Origin of the sequence: Oceaniglobus trochenteri (assembly GCF_020529025.1) — a bacterium.
Classification (GTDB): Bacteria; Pseudomonadota; Alphaproteobacteria; order Rhodobacterales; family Rhodobacteraceae; genus Oceaniglobus; species Oceaniglobus trochenteri.
The window spans coordinates 289,946-303,160 of record NZ_JACNMM010000006.1; the positions used below are offsets into that span (position 1 = coordinate 289,946).

11 protein-coding genes are annotated in these 13,215 nt (G+C 62.5%); 8 read left to right on the plus strand and 3 right to left on the minus strand.

Annotated features, from left to right (window positions below; genetic code table 11):
- The first annotated feature begins 219 nt into the window (after positions 1-219).
- The 5 genes from H7828_RS12495 (at position 220) to H7828_RS12515 (ending at position 6,893) form a co-directional block, all read left to right on the plus strand.
- A complete protein-coding gene (locus H7828_RS12495; protein ID WP_226781376.1) occupies positions 220-1,380 on the plus strand; it encodes an acyl-CoA dehydrogenase family protein in 1,161 nt (386 codons plus the stop codon).
- An 11-nt stretch (positions 1,381-1,391) separates the two neighbouring features.
- Positions 1,392-2,162 (plus strand): 3-ketoacyl-ACP reductase, encoded by a 771-nt coding sequence (locus H7828_RS12500; RefSeq protein ID WP_226781377.1) that lies wholly within the window; start codon positions 1,392-1,394, stop codon positions 2,160-2,162.
- A gap of 295 nt (positions 2,163-2,457) precedes the next feature.
- Positions 2,458-4,497 carry a tripartite tricarboxylate transporter permease gene (locus H7828_RS12505; RefSeq protein WP_226781378.1) on the plus strand — a complete coding sequence of 680 codons (2,040 nt, stop codon included), beginning with the start codon at positions 2,458-2,460 and terminating at the stop codon, positions 4,495-4,497.
- Between the two features lie 25 nt (positions 4,498-4,522).
- Entirely contained in the window at positions 4,523-5,569 is a 1,047-nt protein-coding gene (locus tag H7828_RS12510) for a type 2 periplasmic-binding domain-containing protein (RefSeq protein ID WP_226781379.1), read from the plus strand.
- 58 nt (positions 5,570-5,627) lie between these two features.
- Entirely contained in the window at positions 5,628-6,893 is a 1,266-nt protein-coding gene (locus H7828_RS12515) for a sulfatase family protein (protein ID WP_226781380.1), read from the plus strand.
- Here the strand turns inward: H7828_RS12515 and H7828_RS12520 are convergent.
- Positions 6,886-8,061, minus strand: a complete 1,176-nt coding sequence (locus tag H7828_RS12520) for a mandelate racemase/muconate lactonizing enzyme family protein (RefSeq protein ID WP_226781381.1) — start codon at positions 8,059-8,061, stop codon at positions 6,886-6,888. The genes H7828_RS12515 and H7828_RS12520 overlap by 8 nt on opposite strands.
- A 96-nt stretch (positions 8,062-8,157) precedes the next feature.
- Between H7828_RS12520 and H7828_RS12525 the strand changes: the two genes are divergently transcribed.
- From H7828_RS12525 to H7828_RS12535, 3 genes are all read left to right on the plus strand, one after another.
- Positions 8,158-9,168 carry a LacI family DNA-binding transcriptional regulator gene (locus tag H7828_RS12525; RefSeq protein WP_226781382.1) on the plus strand — a complete coding sequence of 337 codons (1,011 nt, stop codon included), beginning with the start codon at positions 8,158-8,160 and terminating at the stop codon, positions 9,166-9,168.
- The gene (locus tag H7828_RS12530; RefSeq protein ID WP_226781383.1) at positions 9,168-10,094 is read left to right on the plus strand and encodes a dihydrodipicolinate synthase family protein; all 927 of its coding nucleotides are present in this window, start codon (positions 9,168-9,170) and stop codon (positions 10,092-10,094) included. Before H7828_RS12525 ends, H7828_RS12530 begins: the two co-directional genes overlap by 1 nt.
- Before the next feature lie 205 nt (positions 10,095-10,299).
- Complete coding sequence (locus H7828_RS12535) at positions 10,300-11,319, plus strand: nucleotidyltransferase family protein (RefSeq protein WP_226781384.1); 1,020 nt, start codon at positions 10,300-10,302, stop codon at positions 11,317-11,319.
- 164 nt (positions 11,320-11,483) lie between these two features.
- Here the strand turns inward: H7828_RS12535 and H7828_RS12540 are convergent, their stop codons facing one another.
- Together H7828_RS12540 and H7828_RS12545 are read right to left on the minus strand one after the other, a co-directional pair.
- The gene (locus H7828_RS12540; RefSeq protein WP_226781385.1) at positions 11,484-12,320 is read right to left on the minus strand and encodes a carbohydrate ABC transporter permease; all 837 of its coding nucleotides are present in this window, start codon (positions 12,318-12,320) and stop codon (positions 11,484-11,486) included.
- Positions 12,313-13,170: a carbohydrate ABC transporter permease gene (locus H7828_RS12545; RefSeq protein ID WP_226781386.1), complete on the minus strand. Its 858-nt coding sequence runs from the start codon at positions 13,168-13,170 to the stop codon at positions 12,313-12,315. Before H7828_RS12545 ends, H7828_RS12540 begins: the two co-directional genes overlap by 8 nt.
- Between the last annotated feature and the right edge of the window lie 45 nt (positions 13,171-13,215).

Here is a 13,215-nt window from a genome sequence, read left to right on the forward strand (position 1 = left end):
GCCTGATTCGTCGCATGAAGCGCCTGTTAGATCCCATTCCGGCCCGAAATGCCGAATCTGCTGACAGGGCACTTTGTAGGCGCAGGAAGGGACCTCAAAGGTTTTGTGACGTCTCCTGCCGGGTTCGATCTGCTTGCTGCCAAGGCTCCAAATGCGGGTTTGACAAGATCAAACGTTTTATCTTAGCGTTCGGTCAACTTCCCCCATTTGGTGAGTGTCATGCTGCATCTGCCCAAGAACGATCCTGAAACCTATGCGCAACTTGCCGACATGGTGCGCGACTTTGCCGATGCGGTCATTCGCCCCGCGGCGGGCCGCCTCGATCAGAACGCCGAGTTCCCCCGCGACATCTATTCTCAGATGGCCGACCTGGGCCTGTTCGGCGTTACCGTTCCCGATGATCTGGGCGGCGCGGGCATGGACGTATTGGCCTATTCCCTGGTGATGGAGGAACTGGCGCGCGGATATGCATCGGTCGCCGATCAATGCGGCGTGGTCGAGCTGATCGGCACCCTGCTGGCGCGATACGGCACGCCGGCCCAGCAGAAGGCGCACCTTCCCGGCATTCTGAGGGCGGAAACGATCATCGCGTATTGCATCACCGAGGAAGAGGCCGGATCGGATGTCGCCGGGTTGCGCACCACGGCCACGCGCACCGAAGACGGTTGGCGGTTGAACGGGTCGAAGCTGTGGATTCACAACGCTCCCCTGGCCGACCTCGGGTTCGTCCTGGCCCGGACCGACCCCGCGGCGGGGCATCGCGGGATGAGTATCTTCATTGTCGATCTTCATGCATCCGGCGTGGAGCGGGGGCCCAGAGAGCACAAGCTGGGCCAGCGCGCCAGCCAGATCGGCGCGCTGTCGTTCAGCGATGTGGCCCTGCCCGATGACGCCCTTCTGGGCGAGTTGAACAGGGGCTTCCACATCATGATGAGCGTTCTTGAGAAGGGCCGTGTGGGTATTGCCGCCCTGGCCACCGGAATTGCCCAGGCCGGGCTTGAGGCGGCGCTTGACTATGCCGGTCAGCGCAAGCAGTTCGGAAAGGCGCTGGTCGATCACCAGGGATTGCAATGGATGCTGGCCGACATGGCAAAGGACATTGCCGCCGCGCGCGCACTGGTTCGGGATGCGGCTCTCAAGCTGGACAACGGTGCACAGGCGGGCATGGCCTGTTCCATCGCCAAGTGCTTTGCCTCCGACATCTGCGTGGCCCAGACGGCCAACGCGCTCCAGATCTTCGGCGGCTCGGGCTACATTCAGGGGTTCGAGGTCGAAAGGCTGTATCGAGACGCCAAGATCACCCAGATCTATGAAGGAACCAACCAGATCCAGCGCACGATCATCGGGCGCGAACTGGTCAGACACGGCCCCCGGGCCTGATGGGAGGATTCATGAACTACGCGCTTGTCACCGGCAGCAGCCGGGGGATCGGGCGGGGCATCGCGCTGGCGCTTGCGGACCGCGGATTCGACATCGTGGTAAACGGCCGGGCCGAGACCGCACAGATGGCCGAAACCTGCCGCGAGATCGAGGCGCGCGGCAGGCGGGCCGTCGGCCTGGCCGCGGATGTCTCGGACCTTTCGGCCCAGGCTGCTCTCATCGCCCGCGCCGAAGACGCGTTGGGTGCACCGCTGACCGCCCTTGTCGCCAATGCGGGCGTCGGCCCCCTGCGCAAGGCCGACATCCTGGATACCCGCCCCGACAGCTGGGACCATGTGATGGACTGCAACGCAAAAGCCGTGTTCTTCCTTGCCCAGACCTTTGCCCGCCATCTTCTGGCCCGCGACCGTGCGCCCGGAGTTTGCCATTCCATCTGCATCGTTTCGTCGGTCAGCGCCTTCGCCGCATCGACCGACAAGGCCGAATACTGTGTCTCGAAGGCGGCGGCGGGGATGGTCGCCAAGACCTTTGCCCAAAGGCTTGCCCCCGAGGGGATTCAGGTGTTCGACATCCAGCCTGGCATCATCGAAACCGATCTGTCCCGTCCGGTCCTGGAGCAGTACGGTCGGATGATCGAGGAACAGGGCATCACACTGGTTCCCCGCTTTGGTCAGCCCGACGAGGTGGGCCGCGTGGTGGCGGCCGCCGCCAGCGGCGACCTGCCCTACTGCGTCGGTCAGACTCTGCGGCCAGATGGCGGGCTCACACTGCAACGGCTCTGAAAGGGCTGCCCTGGCTGCCAGGGGCGGCTGAACGCGCGGCGATGGACAGGCACTCGTGCCTTGTCTTCGTCAATCGCGGTCATGCGCCGCTAGTCAATCCGTGATCCTTTGGCCGCCTGGCAAAGGTCAAAGGATTAACTTGCCATAAAGCCGCCCCTTGCATGGGCCGCTTTCAGACAGAAAACAACAGCCGGTCAATCGTTCCAGTTGCACTGCGCCGGAACTTCGCATACCTATAATGATCATCGATGCTCATACTCGACATGACAAAACCTGTGCGAATGAGGCAAGAAACATGATCGGCCCTCTTTTTGACGGTGTGCTCCTCCTGCTTGACTGGTCGACGCTGGGGTACCTCTTCCTCGGAATCCTTGTCGGCATATGGCTGGGCGCAGTCCCGGGTCTTGGCGGCGCGCTGGGTATTGTCCTGGCGCTGCCCTTCACCTTCAGCATGGACGCGCCCGATGCCATCGCCCTGTTGCTGGCGATCTATGCCGTCACCTCGACATCCGACACGATCTCGTCGGTGCTACTTGGCATCCCCGGAACGGCGTCTTCCCAGGCAACCGTTCTTGATGGCTATCCCCTGGCCCAGCAGGGACAGGCCGCGCGGGCCTTTGGGGCGGCCTTCACCGTTTCAGCTTTCGGCGGGGTGTTCGGCGCGATCGTCCTGGCGGTCTCCCTGCCGATCATCATGCCCATCATTCTCAAGTTCAATAACCCCGAGCTTTTCATGCTGGGCCTTGTCGGGCTGGTGATGGTGGCCAGCCTGACGGGTGCCTCCATCGCCAAGGGGCTGATTGCGGCGGCGTTCGGCCTGCTGATCTCCACCGTCGGATATGCCGATGACGCGGCGATCCCGCGATTCTGGATCGGGCAAAGCTATCTGCTGGATGAACTGCCTCTTGTTCCCGTGGTGCTGGGGCTGTTTGCCCTGCCCGAAATCATGGACCTGGCCCTGCGCAACACCTCCATCGCCAAGGGGGTGCCCGATACCGGGGGCTTTGCGCAGCTTCGCCAGGGCATTGGCGATGCCTTCAGAAACTGGTGGCTGGCCGTGCGTTGTTCTGCCATCGGCGTTTACGTCGGCATGATCCCGGGTCTTGGCGGCGCCGTCGTCGACTGGATCGCCTATGGCCATGCCGTCCAGTCCAGCAAGGACAACGAGAATTTCGGAAAAGGCGACATCCGCGGTGTCATCGCGCCCGAGGCAGCCAACAACGCGGTGCGGGGTGGCGCCCTGATTCCGACCGTCGCCTTCGGCATCCCGGGAAGTGCCATGAACGCGCTGCTGCTGTCGGCCCTTCTGATTCAGGGGTTGCAGCCGGGCAAGGCGATGCTGACCACCAATCTCGACATCACCTTTTCCATGGTCTGGGCCATCGCCATCGCCAATATCGTCGCCGCCGGGCTGTTGATGCTCTGGAGCAACGGGATTTCCAAGCTGGCCTTCATTTCCGGGCACCTGGTGGTGCCGGGGGTCATGCTTTTCATCCTGATGGGGGCATGGACCACGAACGCCGCGCCCGGAGACTGGATCACGCTTTTGATCTTCGGTGCCATCGGTTTTTCCATGAAGCGTGGCGGCTGGCCGCGCCCGCCGGTCATTCTGGCCTTTGTGCTGGGCGGCATGATCGAGAATTCGTTCCTGCTCAGCTGGAAGATCCACGAAGGGCTGGGCTGGTTGAATCGCCCCATCGTGCTTGTCCTGCTGGCCATCATCGTTCTGACGCTGGGCCTGTCGATCCGGTCGGGCTTCCGGATGAGGCAAAGCAGGCAGGATCCCGAGGCGAAGCAGTCGTCGAACCTGAGCGATGCGGATGCCGACGCCGATCCGTTGCTGTCGGTTGCCGTCTGGCTCATGATGTTTGCCGTCTTCGTTGCGGCCATCTGGATCTCCACGGACTGGCCGGTGCTGGTTGCCGCCATGCCCATGCTGGCAGCCGCACCCGCGCTGATGCTGTTGGCCGTGATGGCCGCCAACGGGCTTTGGCAATCGCGCCCCCTGGGGCCGTGGCTGTCGCGTCACGCCGCGATCAGCACCGCGGATCCGATCAATCGGCGCGCGGTGGCCTTCTTTGCCTATCTCGGCGCGATGCTGCTGGTCGCCGTGCTGGTGGGCCAGAAGATTGCCATCGTTGCCTTTGTACTGGCCTATCTCGTGCGCTGGGGCGGCTACCGTGGCGGGCGGGTTGCCCTCTATGGGCTGGCCTGCTGGGCGGTCCTGATCCTGTTCTACGACAGAATCGTTCACATCTTCTGGTTCCGGCCGGTTTTGGGGCCGGCAATCAGCGCGATCCTGCCCGACTGGTTCCCGGTCTGGCTTGTAATCTGATTATCTTGAAGGAGGAGGAGACAAGATGAAACTCAAGACCATACTCACGGCAGGGGCGGCCGTCCTGTTCAGCGCGATAGCGGCCCAGGCGCAGGATCTGGCAGGCAAGACTGTCACAATCATGGTCGATGTACCGGCCGGATCGGGCGGTGATCTTCATGGGCGCATCTTCGCCAAGAACCTTGGCGCGCACATCCCGGGCAACCCCGATGTCATCGTGGTGAACAAGCCCGGTGGCGGCGGCGCTACGGCGATGAACACCGTGTTCGAACAGGGGGCCAAGGACGGCACGATGCTGTGTTATTGCGGGCTGGACGCCGCAGGGGTGATCGCCGGGGCCCCGGGGATCCGCTATGTCCCCGAAGAGATGGCCCATATCGGTTCGGCGGCAGACAGCCTGGCTTTCGTGGCAAGGACCGACAGGGTGGGCAAAGCCGAGGATCTTCGCGGCGACGAGGCGATACTGATCGGCGGCCGGGGCAAGGCCGTTTCGATGGATATTTTCGGCAACCTCGGGCTCAAGGTTCTGGAGGCGAACTATCGCTATATCGGTGGGTTTGGCGGCTTCTCGAAGATCGCGGCAGCGATGCTGGCCGACGAGGTTCATGCCGGTCACGCCGGGCTGTCGGGTTTCGTGCGGTTCTTCGGTGACAACGACACCGCCAAGCCCGTTTACTATCACCCGTTCTTCGACACCGACGGCGCGCCCCTTCCCCCGCGGGAAGGGATCTTCCCCGACGGGGTGCCCAGCATCGTCGATGTCTATACCGAACTGAACGGCGAAGAACCCTCGGGCGACTGGTGGGATACCTACGTCTGGTATCGCAGCAACATCATGTCGGCGGGTATCGCTGTCACGGCGCCTCCGGGGATGGAGCCTGCGATCGTAGAAATGCTGCAACAGGCCTTCCAGGACACGGTGAACGATCCGGCCTATCTTGAGGAATATCGCGCCGCCATCGGCGAACCGCCGTTCTTCAATTCGACCGCGCTGACCGAAAAGATCTTCACCAGCTTCCGAAATGCGCCCGAGGCTGTGAACGCCAAGCTCGAAGAGCTTTTGGCCGAATGATCGAAAGCGGGCGCCCCTTCTGCCGGGCGCCCGCCCTTTCCTGCCCAGAGGACCCAACATGCAACCCAATATTCTTATCCTGATCACCGACCAGCAGCGTTGGGACAGTCTTGGCTGCAACGGCAATGTCTTTGCCCACACGCCGAACATGGATGCCATCGCCGCGGACGGGGTGAATTTCGACAATGCCCATACGCCCTTTCCGATCTGCACCCCGGCCCGGGCGACGATGTGGACGGGCGTTCTGCCCCATGCCCATGGTGTGACCGAGAACCGCTATGGCGTGCAGGACGTGCTGTCTTACGAAAGCAAGGTGAACGAAACGGTTTTCGAACCCCTGCACCGGGCCGGTTATACCACCGCCTATTTCGGCAAATGGCACCTGGGCGAAGACAGCTCGGAACGGTTTGACATCTGGGACGGGTTCAATTCACGCGGCGGGCATTGGGAGGATGGACGGCAATCATTCCAGGGGGGCACCTACAAGCCCGAGATCCAGACCGACCGGATGATCGAATTCCTCGACAGCGACCGGGCCAAGAAGGCGCCGTTCGTCGCGGTCCAAAGCTGGTACCCGCCCCACAACCCCTTCACCGCGCCGCTGGAATATTACGAACACTATCGCGGCAAGGGCGTGCCGTTTCCGGGTTACTATGCCGCCATTTCGGCCTTGGATGATTACATCGGCCGAATTCGCCGATCGCTTGCCGACAACGGGCTGGCCGAAAACACCCTCGTGATCTTCTTTTCCGATCACGGCGAAACCTTCAATCTCGACCCGCTGGTTCCGCACAAATGTTGCTGTCTAGACACCGCTGTGAGGGTGCCGTTCCTGATGGCGGGTCCGGGCGTTCCTCAGGGCAGCCTGCGCGTTTCGGTTCCTGTCGGGCTGGAAGATCTGGCGCCGACACTCCTGGCGGCAGCCGGACTGCCTGCTCCTGACCACTACCAGGGGCGCAACCTGTTTGACGCCATAGAGGGGGCCGATGACTGGCGGACATCCTATTATATCCAGAACGAGATGGTGAAGGTGCACACATTGCAGCGTGCCCTGCGGACCGACCGTTGGAAACTGATCCTGTCCTGGGACGAGGCGCATGAACTTTACGACCTGAGGAACGACCCCGAGGAATTGTTCAACGTGTTCAATACCCCCCGTGAGCATTTCCACGACGAATACAGGCATTTCCCCGACTTCAGCGCTGACATCGTGACCCTCTGCCACGAATTGCACGACCATGCCGAACGCGTGGACGACCCCGTAGGGCAGGAACTTGCCGGGCGGGTGCTTCGTCAGAAGCGCCCGGCCGCAGCCGTCAGCTAAGCGGTCCCGCCCCCGGTTCTCCCAGCAGATCGGCCGAGGGCGGCGCCCCCGCGGCGCGCCTCAGTACGGCGGGGTTCAACTCCCGCCCCCATCCCGGCCCCGTGTCGACCGGCACGGTCCCCACATGGGGGCTTGCCGGTTCGGGCAACATGATTTCGTGATACAAGGCGTTTTCGCGGTACTGGCGTTCGATCATGAAATTCCCTGGCACACAGGCCGCCGCAGACTGCGAAACCTGATCCAGAACCGGGCCTGCCGGATTGTGGATCGAAAATTCCAGACCCCGGCGGGTCACTTCATGGGCGATCCGCAGGCATTCCCGGATACCGCCGCAATTGCGGATGTCGGGCAGATAGACATCCCAGGCGCCCGCATCCAGCAGTTCAATGACGTCGCCCATGCCGCGCACCGTTTCGGCGCCCGCCAGCCTGATCCCTAGGTCCGATGCATGCCGACGCAGGTTGCGTAGATCCATGCGCCGCGTCGTGTCATCGGCAATCGGGCTTTCGATCCAGAACACCCCCATGGCGGCGAATTCTCGGATAACATCGCGGGCCGTGACCATCGAAAACCGGCTGTGGCAATCCACGTTGATCGACACGTCATCGGGCACGCCATCACGTACGGCGGCCACGCAGGCGATCCCATGTGCAAGCTTTCTGCGGGCCTCGGAGCTTGTCTGGTCGATCGCGGTCAAGCCGTCGAAGGGCGCCAGCTTCAGCGCAGTGTACCCGTCCGCAACCGCAGCGCGGGCGCGGATGGCCCAGCCTTCGGGGCTGCGGTCGGACGTGCCACGATTGATGTTGGCATAGAGCGGCACGCGATTGCGCCTGGCGCCCCCCAGCAGTTCGGCCGCGCCCATGCCACGCAGGCGGGCAAGCGCATCCAGGACCGCCTGTTCAAAGCCGCTCAGCACCAGTTGCGGCAGCGCCTCTGTCATCTGCATCTGCCGGTCCGCAACAAGGCCCGGCAGCAGCGCGATGTCGGTGCCGTACAGGGCCGGCGCCATGCTTTCAATCAACTGGATGACACCATGTTCCTGACCGAACCAGGTCACTTCGCCAAGGCCGGTCTGACCCGTGGTCAGCTTCAGTTCCAGAAACAGCCAGCAGGATTTGCGCGATACGGGCACGACATGAAGAACGTGGCTTTCAATGGATACAGACATTTCGCTGCCCCCGGCACAGGATTGGCACTGGTATGATCATCGATTATCATTTACGGAGTTCCCTACGTCAATACCAGCAATTCCCGGGACAGCGCCATGACCGATTCAACCGCAGGCCGTATCACGATCGAGGATGTCGCCCGCAGCGCCGGCGTTTCGCGCGCGACCGTCTGGCGCGCGCTGAACCAGCCCGAAAGCGTCAGCACCCGCACCTCTGACAAGGTGAAACGCGCGGTCGCGGATGTCGGCTATTTTCCCGATATCGTTGCCCGGTCGTTCCGTACAAGCCGCAGTTCGCTTGTCGCCATCGTGGCGCCGACATTGCATCAGGCATTTTTCAGGGCGATTCAACGGGCCGGTGTGGTGGCCTCGCGGGCGGGATTCGAAACCGTACTCGGGATCACCGATTACGACCCGCAGGTGGAATATGACATCGTCACCAAGATGCTGGGTCGGCGTGTGGGCGGGCTTCTGATTGTGGGCAGCGACCAGTTGCCCCAAACCCGCACCGTGATCGAGCGGACCGGAACACCCGTCGTCCAGCTATGGGATGTGGACGGTGAACCGATGCGGGCGATGATCGGCTTTTCCAACCGCGCGGTGGGCCGGGCCGCGGCCACGCATCTTCTTGAACGCGGCCGGCGCTGCATCGCCATGTTGCATGACCCAGAACGCCCCCGCGCCCGCCGCCGGATCGAAGGCATGCAGGAAATCTTCGGCCGCGCCGGCCTGCCCGCGCAGAACTGCATTGCCGTGAACATCGGCAACGGGGCCGAACCGATCAGCAGCCACCTTGACCGCCTGTTCCAATCGCGCGGCGACGTCGATGCCATCTACGCCAACGGCGACCAGCTTGCTCTTGAAGCGGTGCATTGGTTGCACGAAAGCGGGCGGTCGGTGCCCGGCGACGTTGCGGTCCTGGGCTTTGGCGACGATTCGTTCTCGGCCTTCGTGTCGCCTACCATCTCGACCGTTTCCGTCCCCGAGGTGGAGATCGGCGACCGGGCAATCGCCGCCCTGTTCGCCATGATGGAAGGCGGCGAAGACAACCAGCCACAGCCCGTCTGCGACCTGGGCTGCCACATCATCCAAAGGGAAACGACGTGATGGAATACAAGGGCATATATACCATCCTGCTGACACCGTTCGACAATGAGCTTTGCATCGACGAAGTCGGTCTGCGGCGTGTGATCCGCTTCAATCTTGACTGTGGGGTCAACGGTCTGGTCGCCAACGCGAATGCATCGGAAGTGGGATATCTTAGCGATGCCGAACGTCGCCGTGTGGCCGAGATCTCGGTCGAGGGCTGCAAGGGTCATTGCCCCGTCGTCGTGGGGGTTTCTACCGCCCATGCGGTGTTGTCCGCCGGGCTTGCCCGCCATGCCGCGGATATCGGGGCCGATGCAGTGATGGCAATGCCGCCCACCTACCACCCCGCAACCCAGGATGAGATCATCGGGTATTACTGCCGGCTGGGGGACGCCACTGACCTGCCGATCGTTCTTCAGAACGCGGTCGGTCTTGGCATGACGCCCATGTCGCCCGACCTGATCGGGCGCATCATGGACGAGGTCCCGACAGTGACGATGATGAAGGAGGAAACCACATGGCCGGCCCTTACCATGGGTGCGGTCCTGGCGGCGGACCACCCCAGGCTGGTCGGGATCATGGGCGGGCGAGGCGGAAAGACCTTCATGGAGGAGCTTCGTCATGGGGCTTGCGGCACGATGCCCGCCTGCCAGTATGCGGATGTTCACATGGCACTGTGGCGCGCGGTCGAACGGCAGGATATGGAAACCGCCGGCGAGATCTTTCGCCGTCTTCTGCCGCTTCTCGACTTCGAAATGTCCTATGGGATGCCTCTCTACAAAACCATGCTGAAGGCAAGGGGCCTCATTCGCCACGCCACCTGGCGGCAGACGGGATTCCGCGATCTCGATCGGCATGCCCTCGCCGAACTCGCGGCGTTGCTTGATGCCGTCGCTCCGTACACCCACCCGGACCACGCACCCGTCTTTGCAAACGTACGTTGACCACCGTGACGACTGACATCGGCGCCGCCGGATCGCCTGGCCATGGTGCGGCATCGGCAAGGCCGGGCAGCACCGGATCACGGGAGAGAACGTGAACCCAAAGCCAAGTCCGGAGTTGTGTGCATCAAGAGAATATTTGCTACACACTCGCCCTCTCGTGTATCAATATCGTATTTGATGCACACCCGCAGACCCCAGGCACCCCATGGAACTGAAATCGCATTCCCGCACGGCCCAGGTCGCCTACCAGGACTTGCTCCGCATGCATCTTGACGAGGCTGCATCTGAAGTTGTCGGCAGCATCGAGGAGCGAAAGCGCAACGGGCGGATCTATCTCTATGACCGGTTCCGCATCGGGACCGAGATGAAAAGCCGCTACCTTGGCGAGGACAGCCCCGCCCTGCGCGACCGCCTGGCGCGGGCGGCTGAACTGAAGGCCGAGGCACAGGAACGAAGGACGCGCATGTCCCGCCTGGCGCGTGTCCTGAGGGCCGAGGGGATGATCGGAACCGACCGGGAGACAGGCTCGCTGCTGCTGGCCTTCGCGCGCGCCGGTGTCTTCCGCCTGGGCGGCACCTTGATCGGGACGGGGGCCTATGCGCTTTACCAGGGGGAACTTGGCGTTCGCTTCGATTCCGACGAGCTTGCCCAGACGGGGGATATCGACTTCGCAAGCTTCGAGCGGCTCTCCGTGGCCCTGGGCGACCGGGTCGAGGAAGAGCCGGGAGACATCCTGCGGACGATGAAATTCGAGGCCGTACCCGGGGTCTTCGATCGGCAGATCTGGAAGTGGCGGCAAAGCGGCGGCGCGGCGATGGTCGAGTTCCTGACGCCGGCCTTCGGAGACGAAGGGGTCAAGCCGCTGCCGGCCCTGGGCGTAAGCGCACAGGCGCTGAATTACCTCAATTTCCTGATAGCAGAGCCGATCCATGCGCTGGCGATCTACCGCTCGGGCGTCCTTGTGCAGATCCCGCGCCCCGAACGTTTCGCGATACACAAACTGATCGTGGCCAGCAGGCGGCGGGGCGGCCCGGACGAGGCCAAGGCGCGCAAGGACCGGGCCCAGGCCAGGTTCCTTGTCCGCATCCTTGGGGAGGATCGCCCCGAGGATCTTGCCGAGGCCTACGAGCAGGCCCTATCCCAGGGCCCCAGATGGCGGGACAGGATCGCTTCCAGCCTGGACCGCATGCCAGAGACAAGGGATATCCTGAACGGGATATCCTGATCGGGCGGGCCCTGCTGGCCCATTGCGACGCGCCCTTTGCGATCACCTTACCCCATCAGGCCGCTGCGGGGGGGATCGTCACGGCTGGTAGTCGGGGAACCAATCCGGGAACACGCAACCGTTGTCCGGAATGGGTTCGATGTCAGGAAGACCCCCGCAATCACTCATTCCTTCCCGCCGGTCGATGCGACAGAGGTGGAGTAATAGCGCTGCAGAATGGTCAACACCACCATCGGGATGATCGAGATCACAAGGGACGCCGCGAAGATCAGACCGAAATTTGCCTGGTATTCGTTGGAGAACTGGGCAATCGCGACCGCCGCGACCTTGTACTCAGGCGATGGTGCGATCAGCAATGGCCAGAGATAGGCCTGCCATTGGAATACGAAGAGGATCAAGGCCGCGCTGAGCATCGCGGGGCCGGACAGCGGCAGATAGATCCGCCAGAAAATGCCGAACCACCCCATGCCATCGACGAAGGCCGCTTCGCGAAGATCTTTCGGGATGCCGATGAAGAACTGGCGTAGCAGAAAGACGGCCAGCCCATTGCCGATGCCGGGCAATATGAGGCCGGTATAGGTGTTCTGGAGGTCGAGAAGCCGCATGATGCCATAGAGCGGTACCGCGATGGCATCGAAGGGGATCAGGAACGAGATCACCATCACGAAGAATACCGACTTGCGGAACGGAAAATCGATGACCGCAAGCGCGAAGGCGGCCGTCGAACAGACCGCCAGGCCCCCGATCACCGTGACCAGCGTGACGAAGATCGAGTTGAAGATCGCCCGCCCGAAACTGCCCTGCCAGATGCCCAACATGTGTTCGGCCGTCCATTCACGGGGCAGGAAGCTCCACGGGCTGAGGGGCGAGAGATAGCGGAATATGGCATCGCCCGGCCGCATCGCGCTTACGGCCATCCACCACAACGGCAGGAAGAACAGTGCCGCAATCATCACGATGACGGCCAAGCGCAGCCAGCGCAGGCGGGAATGTTCAGTCATGGCCATCCTCCGTACGCATCATCCGGAACTGCAGGATCACGATCAGCAGCACCACCGCAACCAGAACCACTGTCGAGGCCGCGGCGCTTTCGGGGTCGGAAATGATGAAGGCCTGGGTATAGACCGTGTTCATGATGAGGTCGGTTGATCCTTCGGGGCCGCCAGCCGTAAGAATCTGGATCGGGGCGAAAATCAGGAAATTCGCAACGGTATTTGCCACGAGAACGAAGGTCAGCGGACGGCGAAGCTGCGGCAGGGTCACGAAGCGGAACCGTTGCCAGGGGTTCGCGCCGTCGATTGTCACTGCTTCGTAAAGCGATTTCGGAATGTCTTGAAGCCCGGCGAGGATGAAGGTCATCCAATATCCGACACCGATCCAGCTCACGATCAGGATGATCGAGGCCAATGCCTGATCGGGCGAGGTCAGGAACCGCTGGGGCTCCATCCCCAGGGCAACCAGGACCGCATTGACCAGACCATCGGGGCGCAAGGCGACCCCCCAGACAACCGCTGACACCGATTGCGGGATTGCCACGGGAAGCAGGATCACCGTGCGCCAGAACCCGATCAGCGGCACGGCGGTGTTCATCAGCAGCGCCAAGGCAAGCGAGATGGCGATCTGAAGCGGGTTGACGATGACCAGGAAAACCAGCGTGACCTTGAGACTGTTCAGGAACACCGGATCGGTAAAGATGTAGCGGAAATTATCGAGACCGTAGGTATCGCTGCCCGGAGGAATCAGCGACGTGTTCACGGCCACCGCTGCGGGCCAGAGGCGCAACAGGAACACCGACACGAGCGCGGGCATCAGAAAGGCGAGGGCGGCCAGGATGGCGCTGCGTTTCGTCATGGCATCGTCCGTTGCCTAGAGTGCGGGGCTGAAATGGAGTGACCG

Excerpts from the sequence above, each read along its gene's own strand:
- H7828_RS12530 (WP_226781383.1), top strand. The coding sequence starts at position 9,168 with ATGGAATACAAGGGCATATATACCATCCTGCTGACACCGTTCGACAAT.
- H7828_RS12520 (WP_226781381.1), bottom strand. The coding sequence starts at position 8,061 with ATGTCTGTATCCATTGAAAGCCACGTTCTTCATGTCGTGCCCGTATCG.
- H7828_RS12500 (WP_226781377.1), top strand. The coding sequence starts at position 1,392 with ATGAACTACGCGCTTGTCACCGGCAGCAGCCGGGGGATCGGGCGGGGC.
- H7828_RS12525 (WP_226781382.1), top strand. The coding sequence starts at position 8,158 with ATGACCGATTCAACCGCAGGCCGTATCACGATCGAGGATGTCGCCCGC.
- H7828_RS12535 (WP_226781384.1), top strand. The coding sequence starts at position 10,300 with ATGGAACTGAAATCGCATTCCCGCACGGCCCAGGTCGCCTACCAGGAC.
- H7828_RS12495 (WP_226781376.1), top strand. The coding sequence starts at position 220 with ATGCTGCATCTGCCCAAGAACGATCCTGAAACCTATGCGCAACTTGCC.
- H7828_RS12540 (WP_226781385.1), bottom strand. The coding sequence starts at position 12,320 with ATGACTGAACATTCCCGCCTGCGCTGGCTGCGCTTGGCCGTCATCGTG.
- H7828_RS12545 (WP_226781386.1), bottom strand. The coding sequence starts at position 13,170 with ATGACGAAACGCAGCGCCATCCTGGCCGCCCTCGCCTTTCTGATGCCC.
- H7828_RS12510 (WP_226781379.1), top strand. The coding sequence starts at position 4,523 with ATGAAACTCAAGACCATACTCACGGCAGGGGCGGCCGTCCTGTTCAGC.
- H7828_RS12515 (WP_226781380.1), top strand. The coding sequence starts at position 5,628 with ATGCAACCCAATATTCTTATCCTGATCACCGACCAGCAGCGTTGGGAC.
- H7828_RS12505 (WP_226781378.1), top strand. The coding sequence starts at position 2,458 with ATGATCGGCCCTCTTTTTGACGGTGTGCTCCTCCTGCTTGACTGGTCG.